Below are 20698 nucleotides of genomic sequence, written 5' to 3'. Positions count from 1 at the left end.
GCCGCATCTACTCCCGTTTGAGCGTGAGTGCCAGGCTGGGAACGGCAAAGGACAAGAGAAAGTTCGGTAGGGGGCTTTGCCCTGAGCGTCAGCTTGAGCGTTGCAGACATTCTGATCTCCCCCTGTGTCCTGAAAGGGCCTTTCGGCAAGTCATCGGCGGCGAGCCGTTCGCCGTCGTACATCTGGGCCGGTCACGTCGACCGCTACTGCTTCAGCGGCGCAAGCTGTATTTGCTTCGCAAGCGCGTAAGCGGTCGGAAGATCGCTGTCGCTTTCAACGAAGACACGGCCAATGACGAGCGCAGAATCGGTTGGCGATGAAATCTGCGTCATGCCGTTCGGTACCATTCCGTCCCACCCGGGCCCGCTGAGAACATAGTCGCCGGCTTTGGTTCCCGTCGTGCGTTTGCCGACATAGGCAAAATTGGTGCTCTTCGACGGGTCGGTGAACTGCACGCTGAAGTAGCGCCCGGCCATATCCGGTACGTGCAGGACTTGCGGTCCCTTGCTCAAGTCGAGCCAGCCGCCGACGTAGAGCAAATCGTCAGCTCCGGTTGCCATAAGGCTCCCGCGCGACGTCGACGGGGACGAAGTGCCAGGCACGGCGTACAGCGTGTTGACGGGGATGGGGCCGTCACCGAATCCATGTTTGAGGATCGCCCTCTTGTACCCATTGACCGTGAGTCGCGGCCAGAGGTAGATGAAAACGGGCGCGCCGAGCCCCCATACGATGACTGCCGCTATGACGAGTGGAATGATCCCGTCCCCACTGGCGATCCGCCGGTAAATGACCCAAGCGAAGACCGCCAGAATGACGGCCGTAAGGGGACGTCCGTACTTCAAGATGAGGCGGTTCATTTCATTGCGCCCTGACAATGAGCGGCAATTGGTACGTGCCGTCCAAAATCGCCGCGCCAGGCAGATACACGCGGAGCATCAGCTTGAAATTCCCGGAAGGAATGGGCAGCCAGTTCTGCTCGTGCCCGCTCGGAGCCTGATGCTGGAGATAGATATCGACTGAACCGTCGGCATTCCGCGCGAGAGGTGAACGGTCACCAACGCTGTAGAGATTAGTTGGATTGTTCACCATATACCCGACGGTATCGGTCGGAGTGAGCGACCAGAAGGCGTCATTCGGCGGAAGTTTCCCGGGAGGAAAATGCAGGACGTATCCGTGCCCGCCGCTCAGCGTTTGCCCTGAGCCATCCACCGTAGTCGTCCAGTACGCGGCCTCCTCAAAGACATTCACGACGGGTAGGGCTTTGGCGCAGGCGGCCCGCACGAGGACTCCGTTGCCAGGCTGGCCGGATTTGCGGATGGCGCTCCAACCGTTGACAGTCGTTGTGACCGCCCTCCCCACGGCATTCATCACGAGGATCGCCGTCAAGAACGCCAGCACGGCACCGAGAATCAATCCTTGCACGACACCGGACTGTGAGAACCACGCGAGGGCATTTGCCATAACCGCAAACTACCACTGCGCTGAGTGGCTGAGTGCTGTTCCGCACCGACCCGGTGAGCGGGGACTTTGCGATGCGCTGGGCAGCGCCGAAGCAGATGGCGAGCCGATGAATCAGTTGCCCCGCGCCTCATCGGGGTCGATCACCATTCGGCCAACCTCATTCGGCCCTTCAAGGACGACTAGCTGCGCCCCAGGATAAAGCGCCTCCGAGCCCTGGGCATCCTCGACGAGGACCCTGACCGATGCGTTCATCCATCCGTTTTCGTCCGGGCGGCTGAGCAGTTCCAGCACAGTGCTGAATTGCGGACCCGTTGCTGGCCAGCCCGGGAGCACTTCGGACTCGCCGCCTAAGCAGGGGACCGCTGTAGTCTTATAGGTCAGGCCAGGCGGAGGGCCCGATCGACGCCCACCCTCGGCAGCGGAGTGAAATCGCACGAGACCGGTCCAAGTGATCATCCTGGACCTTCCCGGCCTATATGCCAGACCGGGACGTGTGCCGGCACGGCAATTGCGCAACAGGCTGTTGCGCAATTGGACCTTCCCGCCACGCGCCCGCGAACGTGGTCATGTACTGGATGTTGCGCGATGAAAGGCCTTTCATCTCAGGGAACTCCGCACGCAAATCGGAGGACAGACGTTTGATTACCCCCGCTCCCCCAGCCGTGCTTCTCCTGCTGGAGCCTGACGCCCTGGCCGATGGCCCAATACAGCTCAATCAGCTGAATATTAACGGTCCGCAGAACCTTGATCCGTGCGGTCCGGACAGTCGTCCTTAAGCCATCAAGCAGTTCAGAGTTGGCGAATCGGTCTCTTAGGCGAATTGACCAACCTGCTCCCGCCCAGGATCAGCATCGTGTCGGGCGACCCCGCCGATCGCACGTACGGCGGCCTCGATCGCTAGCGCCCGTTTTGGTCTTTTGAATCTGAGTAGTTGCGCAGCAGTCTCGTGCCTGCGGCGCTCTCATAGGCAACCAAAATCCCCTTCGCCGCCGAGATGTGGACTTGACTGGAAGCGATGACCATGAGCGATTGCCGATTTTGTGGGATTGGTCACATTTTGGGATTTCTTGGTGTATTTGCGGTGTATTTTGGGTACATGGCCACCCTAACAACCACTGAAATTCACGGTCGTACGTCTCGCATGGACATCCACGAGATCGTCCGCCAGCTCAACGCTGTCTTGGGTGCGACACTGGTTGCTGCGTTGACGGGTTCCAAGGACCGGAAGCAGCCGATCCGTTGGGCTCGGCCGAATGGACCGAAGCCGGGAACGGATTTCACCCGGCGGCTGCAACTGGCCCACCGGGAATGGACCAGACTGGAGCAGGCTGACGGGGAGCATGTTGCCCGGGCATGGTTTATCGGAGGCAACCCGCTCCTCGACGAGGACACTCCCCTTACCGCAATCCGGGAAGACCGCGCCAAGGAAGTAACGGCAGCGGTAACAGCTTTCATTGAAGGCTCCCACGCAGAATGAGGGCTGGCCGACGGCACACCGGAGTAACCTGCCCAGCGACGGGTTTTCGGCTGGCGCCTGCGCGACGACAGACCGCATACCGCATCCAGAAAGCCGGATTTGCGCCCATTTCTGCCCCGCTCCGCACTGCTGGAACAGAACGGACTGCGTGGGGTAGATATGACACCCCTGGGAGCACCGTCTACGTCGCGGAAACTGCGGAGTGCGCTTTTTCGGAAACACTGGCGCCGTTCAAACGCGCAATCGGCGCCGCAGATCCACTTCGCAAGGATGCCGAGTCCCTCGGCATGACGCTAGAGGAATTCTACGAAGAAGTTGCCCAGCAGTGGCAGGAAGCCTCCTTCTTGAACTCGGGCACCTTGCCGAGGCTGTGGCGGACAGAACGGCTGATCCATATCGTCGAGCTGCCCTTTCCAGGATGGTGGGTGGACGTTGAACATCCAGACACCATCGCCGCACTGGAAAGGGCCATGCCGGACACTCTCAAAGAACTAGGCGTCGTACATTTGGACACCGCGGTGCTGCGATCCGGGAAGCGGGACGTCACAACGGCTGTTGCGGAGCTAATCCGGGACCAGATCCTGTTCGATGGCTCCGAAGCTCTCGGCGTTCAGTTCGGAAGCCGCCATGGCGGGTTTGTCAACTGGGCCGTTTGGCTACGATCCCTCGACTCTGGAATTGCCGGCGATGACGGCCTTGTGTTGTTGGGATCAAGCCATATTGAGTTCAACGACCCTGACCTTGAGGCAGCCAGTCGTCGTTTCCGCATCAAGGTCTTCTAGACCTGGCACTCGCAGAACGACGCCGGTACCAAGCAACAAAGCCCCACAGCGCGACGATCAAGCATACGGCAGCGACAATCCCCCGCCACCATATAAAGGGTTGCCAAAGACCGAATATCAGCGCCCAAACAAGGAGAACGCCACTCACGTCGAGTCGTGGGGCTCGGTTCTTCATGGAGGCACTCCTTCTTCATCTGTCTCAGTCCAGGAGCGCGAGCACCAAAGACCAACTCAATGAAGAATACTTTCCCAACAGCCCGACGTCGGACCGCAGCGCGTCGCCCGGCCGGACCGCAGCGCCCACGTCGCCGAAAGCCCCCGCTACCGGGACCAGCGCCTCGTTGCCCAGGGCAAATTCCAGTGACACTACCGTCCCGGGCGCCCATACTGGGAGCATGAGCGTCAATACCCGCCGCACAGCGGAAGGCGCCGCTGTTGCCACCCCGGCCCCCACCGCCCCCGCTGCTCCGACAGAACCAACCGCACCGGCCGCCCCAACAACCGGTCCCATCACCCGCGAAGAACTGCAACTAGCTTCGCGCAACCACGCCATGCCGTTGGAAATGCTCCGATGGCCCGTCACACCGCTGGGCATGCATTATCTGCTGGTCCATTTCGACGTTCCCCAGATCGATCCCGTTTCGTGGCGGCTGAATATCAGCGGGCTCGTGGACCATCCGCACGAGTACACCCTGCCTGACCTCCAGCACCGCGAGCGCCGCACCCAGGCAGTCACAATGGAGTGCGCCGGCAACGGCCGCTCGCGGCTGGAACCGCGGCCTGTGAGCCAGCCATGGGACCAGGGCGGAGTGGGCACCGCCGAGTGGACCGGTACCCCGCTCGCTCCGTTGCTGCTCGACGCCGGCGTGTCATCCGACGCCGTCGAACTCGTCTTCACGGGCGCGGACCGCGGGATCCAGGGCGGCGTGGAGCATCAGTACGCGCGCAGCCTGACCCTCGCGGAAGCAATGTCCGACGACGTCCTGCTCGCCTATGAGGTCAACGGCCAAGCCCTGCCACCGCAGCATGGCTACCCCGTCCGCTTGCTCGTCCCGGGCTGGTACGGGATGACGAGCGTCAAATGGCTGCAATCCATCGAGGCAATTGACCACAGCTTCGACGGTTACCAACAGCTCGACTCTTATCGCTATACCCAAGATGCAGACGATCCCGGCGAGCCCGTCCAGCGGATCAAGGTCCGCTCCCTCATGGTTCCGCCCGGCGTTCCCGATTTCTTCACGCGGCAACGCACCGTGGAGGCGGGACCGGTCCAGCTGAGCGGCCGGGCCTGGTCCGGGAAAGGAACCGTGGACAGCGTGGAAGTCTCTGTGGACGGGGTCTGGGAGCAGGCCCAGCTTCAAGCTCCCGCCGGGCGGCATGCGTGGCGCGGATGGACATTCACGTGGATCGCAACTCCCGGTTCCCACGAATTGGCATGCCGTGCGACGGATTCCACCGGGCAGATCCAGCCCGAGACGCCGGAGTGGAACTATCAAGGCATGGGAAACAACGACATCCAACGGCTGACGGTGACCGTCCGGGAGTAACCGGCCCGCGTGCACGCCGAAGCCGGGCCGTTGACCGTGTGCAACGGCATGAGTACTGTGAGTCCACTATCCATCCGCGCCCTGGAGGCAGCAATGGGCGGCACTTCCAAGAGCAACGCCGACTACGAGTTCCTCACTGTCTGGCGCGTCGCGGGGACCCCGCATGAGGTCATGGATATTTTGGGCGACGCGGCAACACTGCCCCGCTGGTGGCCCTCGGTGTATCTGAGGGTTGTTCCGCTGGATCCGGGAAATGCCGACGGTACGGGAAAAGCCTTCTCCCTGCACTCCAAGGGCTGGCTGCCGTACACGCTTCGCTGGAGGTTCACGGTCACCGAACCCATCACGGAGCGAGGTTTCGCGATCGCGGCGAGCGGCGACCTGCATGGTACCGGTCGCTGGACTTTCGAACAGGACGGCCCCGAAACCGTGGTCACCTACGACTGGCGGGTCAGTACATCGAAACCACTGCTCCGGCGGCTAAGCTGGCTGCTCAAGCCCGCTTTTGCCGCGAATCACCACTGGGCGATGGCCCGCGGTCAAGAAAGCCTCGCCCTTGAATTACGACGGCGACGCCCCGGCACGGACCTTTCCAAGGTCCCCCGTCCGGCGCCGCCTACGTTTGCAAGCCGATACCGCTGGCCAAGGAGTACAACGCATGCCTGACGATAGCAAAGGCGAAGTCCGCTGGTTGCCGGAGCCCGAGGACCAGGACTATCCGAGCGCCGCAGACTACCTTTCCCTCCTGGAATCCGACCACGTGGTGGCCTCGGTTGTCGCCGCCCTCAAGGAGGCGCCCATCCAGCACCGCAAAGCCAAGGACATTCTTCGAGCGGCCCGCTTGGCGTTGCTCCCTGAAGATAACGCCCACGTGGCCTCGGACCTGAAGAAGATCAAGGATGGCAAGAAGCTCTCGCCCATCCTGATGGTCCGGGGAGACCTGGCCACGGGCATGCCCGCGCAGGTGGCCGATGGCTATCACCGGGTGTGCGCAAGCTACTACACCGACGAGAACACGGACATCCCCCTGAAACTGGCTGATGCGCCCCGGTAACCCCAGATCAACCGCCATGCCCGGAGAAGGAGGAACGTGTCGTTCTTTCAGCTTGCCCTGATCGCCGCAGTCGCGCTCCTCGGGCCGCTCCTGGCGCTGCCCCGGAAATGGCACCTTCCGGTTGTATTGGGGCAGTTGCTGGCGGGCATCGTCATCGGACGCACGGGTCTGGGCCTGGTGGATTCCTCGGACCCAACCTTCACGTTCGTGGCCGACGTCGGGTTCGCCCTCATCATGTTCGTCGCCGGAACGCATGTCCCTGTGCGGGACAGAGCCATCCGCCCTGCCCTGGGTAGCGGCGCCTTGCGCGCCGGCGTCGCCGCGGTGCTGGCCGCCGTCGTCGGAGTCGTCATCGCTTTCGCCTTCGGCACCGGACATACTCCCCTTTACATCGTGCTGCTCGCTTCCTCCTCTGCAGCGCTGGTCTTGCCGATCGTCGACTCGCTCCGGCTGACAGGGCCGAAGGTCCTGACGACGACGGCGCAAGTGGCGATCGCTGACATCGCTTGCATTGTGGCGCTTCCATTAGCCGTTGACCCGCCTAACGCGGGCCGGGCCGCCGTGGGGGCAGCCGTCGTCGCGGCTTGCGCGCTGGTCTTGTTCTTTGTGCTTCGCTGGTTGGAGAACAGCGGTAACCGCGGACGGTTGCATGACATGTCCGAAGACCGGAAGTTCGCCTTGGAACTGCGGATCCAACTGGCCCTGCTCTTCGCACTTTCGGGACTGGCGGTCCTGGGTCACGTCTCCATCATGCTGGCCGGGTTCTCCTTCGGCCTCGTGGTCTCCGCCGTGGGCGAACCTCGTCGCCTGGCGCACCAGCTCTTCGCCGTGAGCGATGGTTTCCTGGGACCGGTGTTCTTCGTTTGGCTGGGCGCATCGCTTGACCTGCGGACCCTTGCGGGCAGCCCACGGATGATCCTCCTCGGGATCTGCCTTGGTTTCGGCACGCTGCTGGTGCACGGGAGCCTCCGGGCCCTCGGCCAGCCCCTGCCGCTCGCAGTGCTGGCCTCGTCCCAATTGGGAGTACCGGTTGCAGCCGCCACCATCGGCTCCCAATTGCATTTGCTGGAGCCGGGAGAAGCCGCCGCCATGATCCTCGGCGCCCTCATCAGCATCGGGGCAAGCACCATCGCGGGCTCGCGGGCGGCACGCAGCTTTTCGGAAGCCGCGCCCGATCCGGCAGGCGAGGCAAAGAGCGAGGGGCCGGCGAGCGGGGGACAAGCGAGCGAGGGGCCGGCAAAAGGCCCGGCAGGCAAGCCGTCGGAAGGTGGTCCGGCGACTGCGGCAGGGTCCCCCGAACCCGCGGCGTGACATCCGGTATTCTCAGGTCCATGCTGTACCAGGGGGAAGAGCAAGCTAGAAGTTTTAGTGCCGCGGACGTGGGTTCCGATGGCTGATGTGATCATGTACGTGGATGAGACTGGCAACTTGGACTTCGACGGGGCCGCCAAAGGCTCCGCGGCCAGCATCTATTTCGGATTCGGTTCCGCGGTCTTCCGAGAAGATCACGGACACCATCTTTGGGATGGACTGACGCTCCGCGCACGGCTCGAAGGCGAAGGAACCCAGCTGGCCAGGGGCTTCCACGCGAAAAATGACCGGCATGCCGTTCGGAACGAGGTCTTTGCCGCAATCCACCGGCAGAAGCCTCGAATTGACACTACTTTTCTCTGTAAAGCGAATGCTTATGAGGCTGTCCGCGCCCGGGGGCAGATGGAGCTGTACAAGCTGGCCTGGCGGCTGCACTTCAGCGAAATCGCCAAGCAAGTGTCAACGCGTGAAGATACCCTTTACGTCATCGCCGGCACTTTTGGCACGAACACCGACTAGAGGACAGTCTGTGGAGCTACCGCGACATGGGCCGGTACTGCCAACAAAGCAGCTGAACTCGCCTACGCGGCGTCGGGTAACGTCAATGCAGTAGCTGTGCGCTCGGAACGAAGGAGTGGCCATGAGCCGGAAAACGAAAAAACCAAAGGCCCGCGGCGGCCACCTGAAGCCAGTGCCTTCGGCGCCTAAACTGCCCTTGCAACTGGTCCTCAACCATCGCTCGGTTGACTCTTTGACCCCGGATTTCGTGCACTGGTTCGACAAATTCGGGGATACCCCTGACGCTCTGCAGGCCCTGGAAGTGGTCAAACTCTTCATGACCACCAGCCATGCGGTCAGCGATCAGAGCTCAGCTACCAGGATCGACCCGGACACCTTGGAGGACGCCGCCTTTGCGCTCGTCGGCGTCCTGGACGAGCCTGACATGGACGACGCTTTAGGCGAGGTCTACGATTACCTGCACCTGTACGTTGACTTTCTTTCCGAGACTGGGCGCTGGTCTGGAAGCGAGGAAGAATACTCAATCGTCCATTCGTTCCTCACCGAAGAATTAGATGACGATGGGCCAGGCTTTCCCCCGATCGCCCTTCCGGAACTCACGGCTGAAGAGCAGGACCAAGCGTTCCGGGAACTACCCGTTCTTGAACTTGCCAACCGTTTGCTCGAATGGCTCGAAGAAGGCAAGGACGTCACCAGCACAAGGGCGCTCCGGCTGAAGGACGTTGAAGGTGCCGCTGCCGCGGTAGGGGTGAAAGCCAAGGGCAAGAGGGGTGGCAAGCGGACCTTGGCACCCGAGGTCGAAGAGGATGGACGCGCTCAAAGCCAGTCAGAGACTTTTGAGGTCAGGTCCATGCACGATGTGCCCGTGCTGCGCGAGATCTGGGCAGCACTCGTCGACTCCCGCATCTTGTCCGTCGGGGCAACCCGTGCCGTACCCGGGGCAGGCGCAGACTCCTGGCACTCCCAAGACCCCGAGTCGAGGCTTGGGATCCGCCGCGAGTTCCTCGTGGTGTTCCTTGCCAGTGCCGTGATGAATTCGGGAAGCATATTTCAAGAAGGTTTCGACCAGCTTCTTGCAACGGTCCTTATAAAGGGCACCACTGGGGAGCCAATGGGCGTGGAAGAACTCAGCAAATCAGCAGAGCCCGGTGCGGGGGACGACATCTTCCTCGCATTCTCGGCCAGGCGCACGCGCATCCAGCTGGCCAAGCTCGCCGAACTCGGACTCATTCAGGTGGATACCCACTACACAGTTTCCCCGGTGGTCATCCAGTGCGTCCCGCCAGCGCTTGCTCTTGTCCTTGCTTTGGAGGACTTTGAAACATCGTCACACGACCCATCCGACAGCGGCCCAGCCACGAACCACCGGTAGAATGACCGGGTTGGCCAGCCGGAACTGGACGGTCAACCACCGCTTGAACGCTACCGAGGGAGGAACCCGTGCGCGCATCGCATGCCCGGACGCCCTTCCATGCCATGCGTTCGGGCGCTCTAGCGGTCGCCATTGTTGCTCTCGCGGCAGGGGCCCACGTCCTCTCCGGCGGAGTGCTTCCGGTCGCGCCGCTGCTGCTGGCCGTCCTCGCATTGACCGGGCTCGTCACCACCCTTGCCACCCGGTTCAAGCTCGGGTTCCCGGTCATTGCCGCGCTTCTGGGAGCCGGCCAGCTGGTCTTGCACGAAGCCTTCACGGCATTCGGTCCGCTCACCGTCCCGGCTCCGGGATCACCGGCACACCACCTGGCGGCCGAGCACCTTTCCCCGCCGCTGGGCGCTGAAACAGTGCATTTTCACGAGGTCGACACTCCCCTCAGCTGGTTGATGCTGACGGGGCACGCCCTCGCCACTGCCGCTTCGGCATTGCTCCTTGCCAAGGGCGAGCAGGCACTGTGGCAGCTCGAAGCCTGGCTCCGGCCCCTCCTGCAGCTCATCCGCCTGATCTTCAGGCCCGACGCCGGCAGCTCAGCTGTTGCGTTCAGCGCACCTGCCGTATTCGTCCCCCGCCCGTGGCGGAACCTCAGGCAAGACAGCAGACGCGGCCCGCCCGCCGTCGTCGTACCCTCCTGACTCCGCCCGGCACCGCCTTCAACTGGTGACGGGCACATCCCCGCACTTTGGCGCGCTTTCGCGCGCCCGTTGAAAGGCAACAACCATGAACAAGTCCTCACTCCGCCGCGCCCTCTCCGCCACCGGAATCGCCGGCGGCACCGCCGCACTGATGTTGGCTGGCCTCGCAGGCGCATCTGCGCACGTCTCCATCAACCCGGACAAAACCACCGCCAACTCGTACGCGCTGCTGACCTTCGGCGTCCCGCACGGTTGCGACACCTCGGGCACCACCAAGCTGACCATCAACCTCCCCGAGGAACTGACGGACGCCACGCCCACGGTGAACCCCAACTGGACGGTCGAGAAGGTGACGCAGACGCTGCCTGAACCCAAGAAGCTGGCCGACGGCACCTCGATCACCAAGCGCACCAGCCAGATCGTCTACACCGCCAAGGCTCCGCTGGACCCGCACTTGCGCGACGCGCTGGTCCTGTCCGTGAAGCTGCCCGACACCGCTGGCAAGACCCTCTACTTCCCCACGCTCCAGAACTGCGAGCAAGGCCAGACAAACTGGGCTGAAATCCCGAAGGACGGCCAGGACCCGCACTCGCTGAAGGCTCCGGCTCCGTCGGTGGCCGTCACAGCCGCGGATACGGCCGCAGGTGATGGTCACATGGCTGCTTCAATCTCCACAGAGCAGGCAGCTTCCGTGACCGACGACGGCTCACAGGCGCGCAGCTGGGCCGGCCTGATCGCCGGTGTGGCAGGGCTGGGGCTGGGTGGCGCGGCCTTCTTCCGCAGCCGCTCCGCCAAGGCTTCAGTGTCCAAGTAACGGCTCCGCTGGGTCGGCGTCCGGAACATCACGATCCGGACGCCAATCCGGCTCCGCTGCCGCGCCGCAGTTGACTCCGGCAAATGACGACGAAAAGCTGTGCGCATGACGAATATGCGAGTCAAGAACGGTCTCCTGCTCACGATGGCAGCAGCCTCGGTATTCCTGCTCTCCGGCTGTTTCCAAAGCCAGGCCCAGCCCTCGGGCTCAGCCGTACCCAGCGACACGGCTTCAGCCTCGTCGTCACCGTCGGCCTCGGGCTCAAGTACTCCTACTTCAAGCGGCAGCGCCACGCCATCGAGCACCGGGACGACGGCATCCGGCGTCGCGCTCTGCAAGGCGGGCTCGCTGACAGCTTCTGTCGACTCCACAGGGGGCGGAGCGGCAGGCAGCGTCTACATGAAACTCATCCTGACCAACTCCGGCACGGAACCTTGCGTCCTCAATGGCTTCCCGGGCGTCTCACTCACGTCTGGAGCCACGGGCGATCCGATCGGCGCGGCCGCCGCGCGGGACGACTCCCAGCCTGTGACACAAGTGGTTCTTGCTCCCGGGAAGGCCGGTTTCGCCCAACTCCGCTACACCCAGGCCGGGAACTACCCCGAATGCACCCAGACCCCTGCCGCCGGTTTCCGGGTTTACCCACCTGAGGACACCGCTTCGCTGTTCATCCCGCAGCAGCGTACGGGCTGCAGCAACACAAATATCAACCTCCTGAGCGTCCAGGCGTTCCAGGCGGGGTAGGCGGGTTAGCGCCTGAGCCTTATCCTGCGCTGTTCCTGATTGTGTCAGCGCCGTGAGGCATGATGGAGGAATGCAGGAGCAGGAGCTACCGGGCGGTCCGGGCCATACGGCCATGGCCCGTTTCAGCCTTGCCACGCGCGAGTGGTTCCTCGGTGCTTTCTCCGCGCCCACACCTGCCCAGGACGGTGCATGGAAAGCCATTTCTTCCGGATCGCACGCCCTCGTGGTGGCACCTACTGGTTCCGGCAAGACGCTCGCAGCATTCCTGTGGGCGCTGGACCGGCTCTTGTCCGTGTCGCCGGCTGCTTCGCCGGACGCCCTTCCGGGTCTTGAGGAAACAAGCGGCCGCGCCAGAACCCCCAAACGCAAGACCCGTGTCCTGTACATCTCGCCCCTCAAAGCACTCGGCGTCGACGTCGAACGGAACCTCCGCTCGCCGCTGATCGGCATCACCCAGACCGCCAAACGGCTCGGATTGCCGGCCCCGCTTGTCAGCGTCGGCGTCCGCTCAGGAGATACGACGACGGCGGACCGCCGCGCGCTGCTCAGCCACCCGCCGGACATCCTCATCACCACGCCCGAGTCCTTGTTCCTCATGCTGACGTCCAAAGCCCGGGAGACGCTCAGCGAGGTGGACACCGTGATCGTCGACGAGGTCCACGCGGTTGCAGGTACCAAGCGTGGCGCGCACCTCGCGGTGTCGTTGGAACGGCTTGATGCATTGCTGCCGAAACCCGCCCAACGGATCGGCCTCTCGGCCACCGTGGAGCCGCGCGAGCTGGTCGCACAGTTTCTGGCGGGCTCGGCACCCGTGGAAATCGTCGCGCCGCCATCGCACAAGAACTGGAACCTCAGCGTCAGCGTTCCTGTGGAGGACATGTCGGACCTGGCGGGAGCTGCGGGCGCCTTCGACTCCGGGCCAGCCTCCGGACTTCAACCGCAAGCGTCTATCTGGCCGCATGTCGAGGAGAAGATCGTTGATCTTGTGCTGTCGAAGCAGTCCACCATTGTGTTTGCCAACTCCCGGCGTCTCGCGGAGCGACTCACGGCACGGCTGAACGAGATCTACGCTGAGCGCCAGCTCATGGCGGCGGATGTGTTTTCTGCCGCGTCGGATTCGGTGGCGGTTGATTTCGGAGGGCCGTCCGCGGGGCCGACACCCTCGGGGCTGCCGTCCTCGACGGCGACGCCCGCCCACATGATGGCCCAGGCCGGAAGCACGAGCGGCGCCGATCCGGTCCTGGCCCGTGCGCACCACGGTTCCGTGTCCAAGGACCAGCGGGCACTCATCGAGGACGACCTCAAGTCAGGACGTCTGCGGTGTGTCGTAGCGACGTCATCCCTGGAACTCGGCATCGATATGGGTGCCGTGGACCTGGTGGTCCAGGTCGAGTCGCCGCCATCGGTGGCCAGCGGACTCCAGCGGGTAGGCCGCGCCGGCCACCAAGTGGGTGAGATTTCCGAAGGCGTGCTCTTCCCCAAACACCGGGCAGACCTCGTCCACACCGCCATCACCGTGGAACGGATGCTGAGCGGGAAAATCGAACGCCTCCATGTTCCCGCCAATCCCTTGGACATCCTCGCCCAACAAACGGTCGCCGCCACCGCTCTGGGAAGCATCGACGTCGAGGAATGGTTCGCCACCGTCCGCCGGTCCGCTCCGTTCGCCACCCTGCCACGCTCGGCTTTCGAAGCCACCTTGGACCTCCTGGCCGGACGGTATCCCTCTGACGAATTCGCCGAACTCCGGCCGCGCATCATCTGGGACCGGAACGCCGGCACCATCGAAGGCCGCCCGGGAGCACAGCGCCTTGCCGTGACCTCGGGCGGAACCATCCCCGACCGCGGACTCTTCGGCGTCTACATCATCGGCACCGAGACGGAAGGCTCAGGTTCTGGATCTGCTTCCGGATCCGGCCAGAACGGTGCGGCGTCCGCACAGGAGCCCAGTCCGGCGTCGCGCGCTGCCAAAGGCGGCCGACGCGTCGGTGAGCTCGACGAAGAAATGGTCTACGAATCACGCGTCGGGGACATCTTCGCCCTCGGCGCCACCAGCTGGAAAATCGAGGACATCACGCACGACCGCGTCCTCGTCTCGCCCGCCTTCGGCCAGCCTGGAAAACTCCCCTTCTGGAAGGGCGATTCCCTGGGCCGGCCGGTGGATCTCGGCCGGGCACTCGGAGCATTCGTGCGTGAACTTTCCGCTTCGGATCAAGGTCCTGCGCTGGAACGCTGCAAGGCCAGCGGGCTGGACGACTTCGCCGCCGGCAACCTGCTCCAGTATTTGGGCGAACAGAAGCAGGCGACAGAGGTCGTCCCCAATGACCGGACACTCGTCGTCGAACGGTTTCACGACGAACTCGGCGACTGGCGGGTCGTCCTGCACAGCCCCTTCGGCATGCCGGTCCACGCGCCGTGGGCCCTCGCCGTCGGGCAGCGGCTCCAGCAGCGCTACGGGCTGGACGGTTCCGCCATGGCCGCCGACGACGGCATCGTGCTGCGGGTGCCGATGATGGAGGACGAACCGCCCGGGGCTGAGCTGTTCCTGTTCGATCCGGAGGAACTTGAGCAGATCGTGACGGCGGAGGTTGGCGGCAGTGCTTTGTTCGCCTCGCGCTTCCGCGAGTGCGCCGCGCGTGCGCTGTTGTTGCCGCGGCAGAATCCTGGGAAAAGGCAGCCCCTCTGGCAGCAACGGCAACGCTCGGCGCAATTGCTGGACGTCGCCAAGAAATACCCTTCATTCCCCATCGTCCTCGAAACCGTGCGTGAATGCTTGCAGGACGTCTACGACCTCCCGGCGTTGAAAGACATTGCCGCCTCGATCGAGCGCCGGGAACTGCGCTTGGTTCAAACCACCACGCAGCAGCCCTCCCCCTTCGCCAAGTCGCTGCTCTTTGGGTACGTGGCTCAGTACCTGTACGAGGGCGATTCTCCGCTCGCCGAACGCAGGGCCGCGGCTTTGGCCCTTGACTCCACGCTCCTGAACGAGCTCCTGGGCAGGGTGGAACTGCGCGAACTCCTGGACGCGAAGGTCATTGAGGCCACCGAGCTTGAGCTCCAGCGGCTGGCACCGGACCGGCGGGTCCGTGGCATGGAAGGCGTCGCCGACTTGCTGCGCCTGCTGGGCCCCCTGAGCATCGAAGAAGTGGCTGCCCGCTTGCAGCCCGAAGGGGTGGAAGCCTCCCCGGATCCGGCGGCGATGCAGCTGGCGGCCGGATCGCATCTGGCTGCGTTGCATCTGGCGGCGTTGCGCAAGGCCAATCGCGCCCTCACCGTGACCCTCAGCGGCGTCGAACGATTCGCGGCAATCGAGGATGCGGCCCGGCTCCGGGATGCCATCGGCGTTCCACTGCCCATGGGAGTGCCGCTCGCCTTCATCGAACCCGTCCACGATCCACTCGAGGATCTGGTCTCCCGTTACGCGCGGACCCACGGACCGTTCACGGCCGAGGAAGCTGCTGCGAGGCTCGGACTGGGTGTCGCCGTCGTGGGCACCGCACTGAAGCGCTTGGCGGCGGACGGCCGTGTTGTTGAGGGCGAGTTCCGCCCGCACCCGAGCGCGCCGGACACGGTTCCCGATGAACGGGCGGAGTTGTTGGAGGCGCCGGAACTCCCGGCTGTGCCGATCCGCGGAGTCCCCTTTAGTAGCGAGTGGTGCGATTCCGAAGTGCTGCGCAAGCTCCGGCGTCGTTCACTGGCCGCGCTGCGCGCCGAAGTGGAGCCGGTGGACGCTGCCGCCTACGGCCGGTTCCTCCCCGCCTGGCAAAACGTGTCCGTGCCCTCTGCCGGCCGTTCCCGGGGTGCTCCGGCGCTGCGCGGGCTCGACGGCATCATGACCGCCATCGATCAGCTCTCCGGCGTCCCCGTTCCGGCGTCGGCCTGGGAGCCTCTGGTGCTGGCCAGCCGGATCTCCGACTATCAACCGGCCATGTTGGACGAGCTCATGGCCGCAGGCGAAGTCTTGTGGTCCGGAGCCGGCTCGCTGCCCGGGAACGACGGTTGGATCAGCCTCCACGTGGCCGAAGCCGCGGAACTGACGCTCAACCCGGACCCTGATTTCGAGCCCGGCGATGCCCAACTCCGCCTTCTGGAATACCTGGAGACCGGTGGGGGCGCCTATTTCTTCCGGCAGCTCACCGAGGTTGCGGGCGGCATGGATGCGGTCCTCAGCGACGACGCCGTGGTCGCCGCCCTGTGGGATCTCGTCTGGGCCGGCCGCATCACGGGCGACACCTTCGCCCCCGTCCGTGCGATGATCGCAGGCGGCCGCACGGCACACAAGCAGCCAGCCCGGCCGCCGCGGGCCAGGTCCCTGCGCATGAGCAGGCTCGGCCGCTCGCACGGCACGGGCTTGATGGGATCGCCAGGACTCACTGGCGGACGCTACGGCTCGGTCACCGGAACGGCTCCCACTCCCCCGCTCGCCGTTGGACGCTGGTCGGCATTGCCGGCTCCTGAGCTCGACCCCACGATCCATGCACGCGGCACCGCCGAACTCCTCCTCGACAGGTACGGCGTCGTGACCCGCGGCTCTGTCATGGTGGAGAACATCGTGGGCGGATTCGGGCTGATGTACAAGGTCCTCGCGCGCCTCGAAGAAGCAGGGCGGTGCCGTCGCGGCTACTTCATCGAGCACCTCGGGGCCGCCCAGTTTGCCGTGCCGGCGACTGTGGACCGTTTGCGCTCATTCACGGAGGATGCCCAACTCGCCAAGGCCGAGCCTGTCGCCTTGGCCCTGGCCTCCACGGATCCCGCCAACCCGTACGGCGCGGCCCTCCCGTGGCCCGCGTTGGCAGTCGACGCCGGATCGGGTCACCGTCCGGGGCGGAAGGCAGGGGCCTTGGTGATCATGGTCGACGGTGCTTTGGTTTTGTACGTCGAACGCGGAGGGAAGACCCTGCTCACTTTCAGCCATGACGACGCCGTCCTGGCGGCTGCCGCTGCGGCGCTTGTAGGCGTGGTGCGGCGGGGAGCAGTGGACAAATTGATCATGGAAAAGGTCAATGGCCATGACCTCCTCGACACCCCCGTGGCTTTTGCCCTTGCGGCTGCCGGAGCGTACTCCACGCCGAAGGGTTTGAGGATCCGTGCCTGAGGGCGACTCGATCTGGCGGGCTGCCGCGGAGCTGCACAAGGCCCTTGCCGGGCAGACACTTGTCTCCTCTGACTTCCGGGTACCCAGGTTCGCCACCCTAAACCTGGCCGGATGGACTGTGTCCGAAGTGGTGCCACGCGGAAAGCACTTGCTTATGCGCTTGCTGGAGCCGACTGCGGGTTCGGCCGCCCCCGGATCGGCGGCGACCGGGAGCGCCGAGGCCGGATCGGCGGCGGCCTCGCCGGACGAGGCCGGTTGGGCTGCGGCCGCACGGCCCCGGCGCGCCCTGACCATCCATTCGCACCTGAAAATGGAGGGAAGCTGGCAGGTCTATGCCCCCGGCGGTGGCTGGAGGAAACCCGGCCACACGGCCAGGTGCGTCCTCCGCACGGCGACGGCCGACGTCGTCGGCTTCTCTTTGGGAATCCTGGAAGTAATCCCGACCCCGGACGAGTCCCGCGTAGTGGGGCACCTTGGCCCGGACCTGCTAGGGCCGGGCTGGGACGCCGAAGAGGCCGTTCGCCGGCTGCGGGCCGCACCGGACACTCCGATCGGCGTCGCACTGTTGGACCAGCGGAACCTCGCCGGCATCGGCAACATCTACCGTTGCGAGGCGTGTTTCCTGGCTGGGGTGCATCCGGCCTCGCCGGTGTCGGCTGTGCCGGATCTGGCGAAGATGCTCGGCGAGGCCAAGGGCCTGCTCGAGGCCAACCTAGGACCGGGGCGAAGGATGACGCGTGGCACCGCGTTCCCTGGAGTCCGGGGGATTCCCCGCTCCGGCTATTGGGTGTATGGCCGCGAGCACCAGCCGTGCCTTCGCTGCGGTACGCCCATTCGCCGCGGGCTACTGGGACCGGCGTCGGGGTTGGAAGACCGGACCATCTACTTCTGCCCGAAGTGCCAGCCCGGTCCTTGACGCTGGAGGAATCGCGCGGCGACACCGAAATTCGTTAGTGACACAGAAATTCCGTTGGTGACACCCGGATTCGGGTGTCACCAACGAGTTCGCGCGACGCCAGGGAGTATCCGCGTCACGGCGCGGCCGGCACCGCTTCCACCGGACGCTGGGGAGCCTTCACCGGAACCGTGAACAGGGGTAGCAATAGTTGCACCACCGGCCCAATGGCCAAGGCATAGACAACGGTTCCCACGCCGACGGACCCACCCAACAGCCAGCCCACACCGAGAACGACAACCTCGATCAACGTCCGGGACAAGCGCACGGACCAGCCCGTGCGGCGGGCGAGTCCCGTCATGAGTCCGTCGCGGGCTCCCGGTCCAAGACGTGCGCCGATGTAGCAAGCGGAGGCGATGCCGTTGAGGACCACGGCGCCGGCGAGCATGGCGATCTGGCCACCCAGGTGCGAGAACGCGGGGATCAGGGCCAGGCCGATGTCCGCGAAGACACCCACGAGTACGGCGTTGGCGAGGGTTCCGAAACCGGGCATCTGCCGCAGCGGTATCCAGAGGAGAAGGACCAGGAAGCTGACAACCACCACGACCGTGCCGATGCTCCACCCGATCCTTCCCGCGACGCCCTGGTGGAACACATCCCAGGGATCCAGGCCAAGGCCGGCCCGGATGAACATGGCCAGGGAGATCCCATACATTGCGAGGCCGATCAGGAGCTGGGTGATTCTGCGGGTCATCATGAAACCATGCTCCCCGAAAACTGGCATTGCTTTCCATAGCCAGTTTGCAATACTGGTCTTATGCCCGGATCCCTGAACCCCACAGCCATGGTGCGTCTCCTCGGCCCGTGGAACACTGGCGCCGCTCCCGCGTATCGCGAGCTTGCCGACGTCGTGCGCCTTTTGGTGATGGACGGGCGCATCCCGCTCGATGTCGCGCTACCGAGTGAACGCGCGCTTGCCGTCACGTTGGGCGTCAGCCGGACCACCGTTACCGCCGCGTATGCCAGCCTGCGCGAGCAAGGGTTCCTCAGCGGCGGCCAGGGCAGCCGGGGCCGGACGGGCATTCCGCACCGGACGGTTCCCGTCAGCGGACCCGGCCTCGCGGTTCCGGATGGGATTCTTGACCTCGCCTATGCTTCATTGCCGGCCACGGGTGAAGTGGTGCACCGCGCATTCGCCGATGCGTTGATTGACCTTCCGGCGTTGCTGCCCGGTTTTGGCTACGACGCGGTCGGCCTCCCGAGCCTCCGGGAAGCCATCGCGGACCGCTACGCGGCAGCCGGCATCCCCACCACGGCCGCCCAGATACTGGTGACTTCGGGGGCCCAGCACGCACTGAACATTATCTTGAAGACCCTCGCCGGGCGGCAGCAGAAGGTCCTCGTGGAGCATCCCAGCTACCCCAACGCTCTCGACGCAATCCGAGCTTCGGGCTCCCGCACGGTTCCGGTGCCGATGCCGCCTGCAGCGGAGCCGACGTCGGGCGGTGGAGCGGAGCCGACGTCGGGCGGCTGGGATATCGACGGCATGGTGGCGGCGATGCGCCACCAACGTCCGGCCATGGCCTACCTCGTGCCGGACTTCCACAACCCCACTGGGCGGATAATGTCCAACCTTCAGCGCCGCCGCCTGGTCCGCGAGGCGGCAGGAACGGGCACCGTCCTGGTGGTGGACGAGACACTGCGGGAGCTGAACCTCGACGATGTCAGCACCTCGCCGCTCGCGGCGTTCAGTCCGGCCGTGGTGACCCTCGGTTCGCTCAGCAAATCCCATTGGGCCGGGCTCCGGACAGGGTGGATCCGCGCTGAAGTGGACCTGATCAACCGCTTTGTGCAGACGCGGACGACGATGGATCTGGGCGGCCCTATCGTCGAGCAATTGGCTGCGGCTCGGCTGCTCCGGGCCTTCGCTGAACCGCTGGACGCCAGGCTTGCGGAGCTGCGGCGGAACCGGGAAGCGCTCCTTGGACTACTGGCCGAGCATCTGCCCGATTGGCACGTGGAGCGTCCGCGCGGCGGGCTGACGGCATGGTGCAGGTTGCCCACGCCGTCGAGTACCGCGCTCACGGTCGTCGCCCCGGACTTCGGCGTGCGGCTGGCAGCAGGGCCGCGCTTCGGCGTCGGCGGGGCTTTCGAGCACTTCATGCGTGTCCCGTACACGCTCGCGCCGACCCAGCTTGAGACGGCGGTGCTGGCACTCCGCGATGCCCAAGCCAGGATCGACGCGTCGCCGCAGCTCCGGAGGACCTTGAAGGCACCCAAGGAAGCCGCCGCCGTCGCGTAGCGCGCTACCCGCCCCCCCAACTGACTCGCATTTGTTGTCGTTTTGAGGGCTCAAAACGACATTAAGTGCGAGTCAGTTGGGTTGCCCGGCACCCATGCGCTGCTTGGCGGTGTTGGTGCCCGGACCGACCGGGACATGCGAGGTGGCTTTGGCCAGGCCAAACTGCGGCATGCCGTTGTAGACCACCTCAATTCCCGACGCCGGCACCTGGTAGGTTTCGTGCCAGACGCCAATGTCACCGCTTCCCGAGACTTCCTTCATGAAACGTCGCCACGGCCCCAAGTGCGGCGAATCCCTGTCCGCGGCGAAGCGCCTTAGATGCTCGGGGCTCTCCCAATAGCTGAGCAACATGGTGGTGCGCCCGAACCACTGTTCGCAGCCGAGCATCCCGGACTCGGGATGTGTTGCGAGATGGCGGAGCATGGTGGGCATTGCCGATGCCACGCGCGCCACTTTGCCGATGTTCCACCACCGATTGGCCCGCATTCCGATAAGGAATACCGTCACCGACTCGCGCCCGGTGTCCGCCGTGAAACGTCCCGGGAAGATTTCCTGTGCCATGTGAATCCTTCGGTCTGGGAACGATAGCTCAAGTTCCGTTCATCAAGTTTCATAACATTGTTACGAAACAAT

Annotated in this window: 22 protein-coding genes; 14 read left to right on the top strand and 8 right to left on the bottom strand. The window is 64.6% G+C overall.

Features of this window, described 5'->3' with window-relative positions; genetic code table 11:
• Positions 1-203 precede the first annotated feature (203 nt).
• The 5 genes from AC4CS3_RS07935 to AC4CS3_RS07915 form a co-directional block, all read right to left on the bottom strand.
• Positions 204-857: a DUF1254 domain-containing protein gene (locus AC4CS3_RS07935; protein ID WP_490782945.1), complete on the bottom strand. Its 654-nt coding sequence runs from the start codon at positions 855-857 to the stop codon at positions 204-206.
• 1 nt (position 858) lies between these two features.
• Entirely contained in the window at positions 859-1461 is a 603-nt protein-coding gene (locus AC4CS3_RS07930; protein WP_490782944.1) for a DUF1214 domain-containing protein, read from the bottom strand.
• A 111-nt stretch (positions 1462-1572) separates the two neighbouring features.
• Complete coding sequence (locus AC4CS3_RS07925) at positions 1573-1713, bottom strand: hypothetical protein (protein WP_490782943.1); 141 nt, start codon at positions 1711-1713, stop codon at positions 1573-1575.
• Positions 1714-1933: 220 nt separating this feature from the next.
• A complete protein-coding gene (locus AC4CS3_RS07920; protein ID WP_490782942.1) occupies positions 1934-2083 on the bottom strand; it encodes a hypothetical protein in 150 nt (49 codons plus the stop codon).
• On the bottom strand, positions 2064-2186 hold the full coding sequence (locus AC4CS3_RS07915) for a hypothetical protein (RefSeq protein WP_490783053.1): 123 nt from the start codon (positions 2184-2186) through the stop codon (positions 2064-2066). The genes AC4CS3_RS07920 and AC4CS3_RS07915 overlap by 20 nt, the downstream gene beginning before the upstream one ends.
• A gap of 371 nt (positions 2187-2557) precedes the next feature.
• On the opposite strand from AC4CS3_RS07915, the gene AC4CS3_RS07910 reads away from it, so the two are divergent.
• Together AC4CS3_RS07910 and AC4CS3_RS07905 are read left to right on the top strand one after the other, a co-directional pair.
• Complete coding sequence (locus AC4CS3_RS07910) at positions 2558-2938, top strand: hypothetical protein (RefSeq protein WP_490782941.1); 381 nt, start codon at positions 2558-2560, stop codon at positions 2936-2938.
• Between the two features lie 287 nt (positions 2939-3225).
• The gene (locus AC4CS3_RS07905) at positions 3226-3720 is read left to right on the top strand and encodes a hypothetical protein (RefSeq protein WP_490782940.1); all 495 of its coding nucleotides are present in this window, start codon (positions 3226-3228) and stop codon (positions 3718-3720) included.
• Positions 3721-3919: 199 nt separating this feature from the next.
• On the opposite strand, the gene AC4CS3_RS07900 is transcribed toward AC4CS3_RS07905, so the two are convergent.
• On the bottom strand, positions 3920-4087 hold the full coding sequence (locus AC4CS3_RS07900) for a hypothetical protein (protein ID WP_490782939.1): 168 nt from the start codon (positions 4085-4087) through the stop codon (positions 3920-3922).
• Between the two features lie 28 nt (positions 4088-4115).
• Here AC4CS3_RS07900 and AC4CS3_RS07895 point away from each other — a divergent pair, with 28 nt between their 5' ends.
• From AC4CS3_RS07895 to AC4CS3_RS07845, 11 genes are all read left to right on the top strand, one after another.
• A complete protein-coding gene (locus AC4CS3_RS07895) occupies positions 4116-5267 on the top strand; it encodes a sulfite oxidase (RefSeq protein ID WP_490782938.1) in 1152 nt (383 codons plus the stop codon).
• 93 nt (positions 5268-5360) lie between these two features.
• On the top strand, positions 5361-5933 hold the full coding sequence (locus AC4CS3_RS07890) for an SRPBCC family protein (protein ID WP_490783052.1): 573 nt from the start codon (positions 5361-5363) through the stop codon (positions 5931-5933).
• The gene (locus AC4CS3_RS07885) at positions 5926-6321 is read left to right on the top strand and encodes a hypothetical protein (RefSeq protein WP_490782937.1); all 396 of its coding nucleotides are present in this window, start codon (positions 5926-5928) and stop codon (positions 6319-6321) included. Before AC4CS3_RS07890 ends, AC4CS3_RS07885 begins: the two co-directional genes overlap by 8 nt.
• A 36-nt stretch (positions 6322-6357) precedes the next feature.
• On the top strand, positions 6358-7632 hold the full coding sequence (locus AC4CS3_RS07880) for a cation:proton antiporter (protein WP_490782936.1): 1275 nt from the start codon (positions 6358-6360) through the stop codon (positions 7630-7632).
• Positions 7633-7710: 78 nt separating this feature from the next.
• Positions 7711-8151: a hypothetical protein gene (locus AC4CS3_RS07875; RefSeq protein WP_490782935.1), complete on the top strand. Its 441-nt coding sequence runs from the start codon at positions 7711-7713 to the stop codon at positions 8149-8151.
• 121 nt (positions 8152-8272) lie between these two features.
• Positions 8273-9523: a hypothetical protein gene (locus AC4CS3_RS07870; RefSeq protein ID WP_490782934.1), complete on the top strand. Its 1251-nt coding sequence runs from the start codon at positions 8273-8275 to the stop codon at positions 9521-9523.
• Positions 9524-9591: 68 nt separating this feature from the next.
• A complete protein-coding gene (locus AC4CS3_RS07865; protein ID WP_490782933.1) occupies positions 9592-10215 on the top strand; it encodes a hypothetical protein in 624 nt (207 codons plus the stop codon).
• 85 nt (positions 10216-10300) lie between these two features.
• Positions 10301-11029: a YcnI family copper-binding membrane protein gene (locus AC4CS3_RS07860; protein ID WP_490782932.1), complete on the top strand. Its 729-nt coding sequence runs from the start codon at positions 10301-10303 to the stop codon at positions 11027-11029.
• 105 nt (positions 11030-11134) lie between these two features.
• A complete protein-coding gene (locus tag AC4CS3_RS07855; protein ID WP_490782931.1) occupies positions 11135-11773 on the top strand; it encodes a DUF4232 domain-containing protein in 639 nt (212 codons plus the stop codon).
• Positions 11774-11843: 70 nt separating this feature from the next.
• Positions 11844-16868 (top strand): ATP-dependent helicase, encoded by a 5025-nt coding sequence (locus tag AC4CS3_RS07850; protein ID WP_490782930.1) that lies wholly within the window; start codon positions 11844-11846, stop codon positions 16866-16868.
• Positions 16861-17784 (top strand): Fpg/Nei family DNA glycosylase, encoded by a 924-nt coding sequence (locus tag AC4CS3_RS07845; protein WP_490782929.1) that lies wholly within the window; start codon positions 16861-16863, stop codon positions 17782-17784. Before AC4CS3_RS07850 ends, AC4CS3_RS07845 begins: the two co-directional genes overlap by 8 nt.
• Before the next feature lie 115 nt (positions 17785-17899).
• On the opposite strand, the gene yczE is transcribed toward AC4CS3_RS07845, so the two are convergent.
• The gene (gene yczE, locus AC4CS3_RS07840; RefSeq protein WP_490782928.1) at positions 17900-18520 is read right to left on the bottom strand and encodes a membrane protein YczE; all 621 of its coding nucleotides are present in this window, start codon (positions 18518-18520) and stop codon (positions 17900-17902) included.
• Between the two features lie 60 nt (positions 18521-18580).
• Between yczE and yczR the strand changes: the two genes are divergently transcribed.
• A complete protein-coding gene (yczR, locus tag AC4CS3_RS07835; protein ID WP_490782927.1) occupies positions 18581-20065 on the top strand; it encodes a MocR-like transcription factor YczR in 1485 nt (494 codons plus the stop codon).
• A 72-nt stretch (positions 20066-20137) separates the two neighbouring features.
• Here yczR and AC4CS3_RS07830 read toward each other — a convergent pair whose 3' ends face one another.
• The gene (locus AC4CS3_RS07830) at positions 20138-20626 is read right to left on the bottom strand and encodes a DUF4188 domain-containing protein (RefSeq protein ID WP_490782926.1); all 489 of its coding nucleotides are present in this window, start codon (positions 20624-20626) and stop codon (positions 20138-20140) included.
• Positions 20627-20698: the final 72 nt, after the last annotated feature.

Source organism: Arthrobacter sp. SE2, from assembly GCF_058244265.1.
This window is presented reverse-complemented; position numbering and strand designations above follow the sequence as displayed.

Coding starts and splice junctions, on each gene's coding strand:
- AC4CS3_RS07935 (WP_490782945.1), bottom strand. CDS start 857: ATGAACCGCCTCATCTTGAAGTACGGACGTCCCCTTACGGCCGTCATT.
- AC4CS3_RS07930 (WP_490782944.1), bottom strand. CDS start 1,461: ATGGCAAATGCCCTCGCGTGGTTCTCACAGTCCGGTGTCGTGCAAGGA.
- AC4CS3_RS07925 (WP_490782943.1), bottom strand. CDS start 1,713: ATGAACGCATCGGTCAGGGTCCTCGTCGAGGATGCCCAGGGCTCGGAG.
- AC4CS3_RS07910 (WP_490782941.1), top strand. CDS start 2,558: ATGGCCACCCTAACAACCACTGAAATTCACGGTCGTACGTCTCGCATG.
- AC4CS3_RS07905 (WP_490782940.1), top strand. CDS start 3,226: ATGACGCTAGAGGAATTCTACGAAGAAGTTGCCCAGCAGTGGCAGGAA.
- AC4CS3_RS07895 (WP_490782938.1), top strand. CDS start 4,116: ATGAGCGTCAATACCCGCCGCACAGCGGAAGGCGCCGCTGTTGCCACC.
- AC4CS3_RS07890 (WP_490783052.1), top strand. CDS start 5,361: ATGGGCGGCACTTCCAAGAGCAACGCCGACTACGAGTTCCTCACTGTC.
- AC4CS3_RS07885 (WP_490782937.1), top strand. CDS start 5,926: ATGCCTGACGATAGCAAAGGCGAAGTCCGCTGGTTGCCGGAGCCCGAG.
- AC4CS3_RS07875 (WP_490782935.1), top strand. CDS start 7,711: ATGGCTGATGTGATCATGTACGTGGATGAGACTGGCAACTTGGACTTC.
- AC4CS3_RS07870 (WP_490782934.1), top strand. CDS start 8,273: ATGAGCCGGAAAACGAAAAAACCAAAGGCCCGCGGCGGCCACCTGAAG.
- AC4CS3_RS07860 (WP_490782932.1), top strand. CDS start 10,301: ATGAACAAGTCCTCACTCCGCCGCGCCCTCTCCGCCACCGGAATCGCC.
- AC4CS3_RS07855 (WP_490782931.1), top strand. CDS start 11,135: ATGACGAATATGCGAGTCAAGAACGGTCTCCTGCTCACGATGGCAGCA.
- AC4CS3_RS07850 (WP_490782930.1), top strand. CDS start 11,844: ATGCAGGAGCAGGAGCTACCGGGCGGTCCGGGCCATACGGCCATGGCC.
- yczE (WP_490782928.1), bottom strand. CDS start 18,520: ATGATGACCCGCAGAATCACCCAGCTCCTGATCGGCCTCGCAATGTAT.
- yczR (WP_490782927.1), top strand. CDS start 18,581: ATGCCCGGATCCCTGAACCCCACAGCCATGGTGCGTCTCCTCGGCCCG.
- AC4CS3_RS07830 (WP_490782926.1), bottom strand. CDS start 20,626: ATGGCACAGGAAATCTTCCCGGGACGTTTCACGGCGGACACCGGGCGC.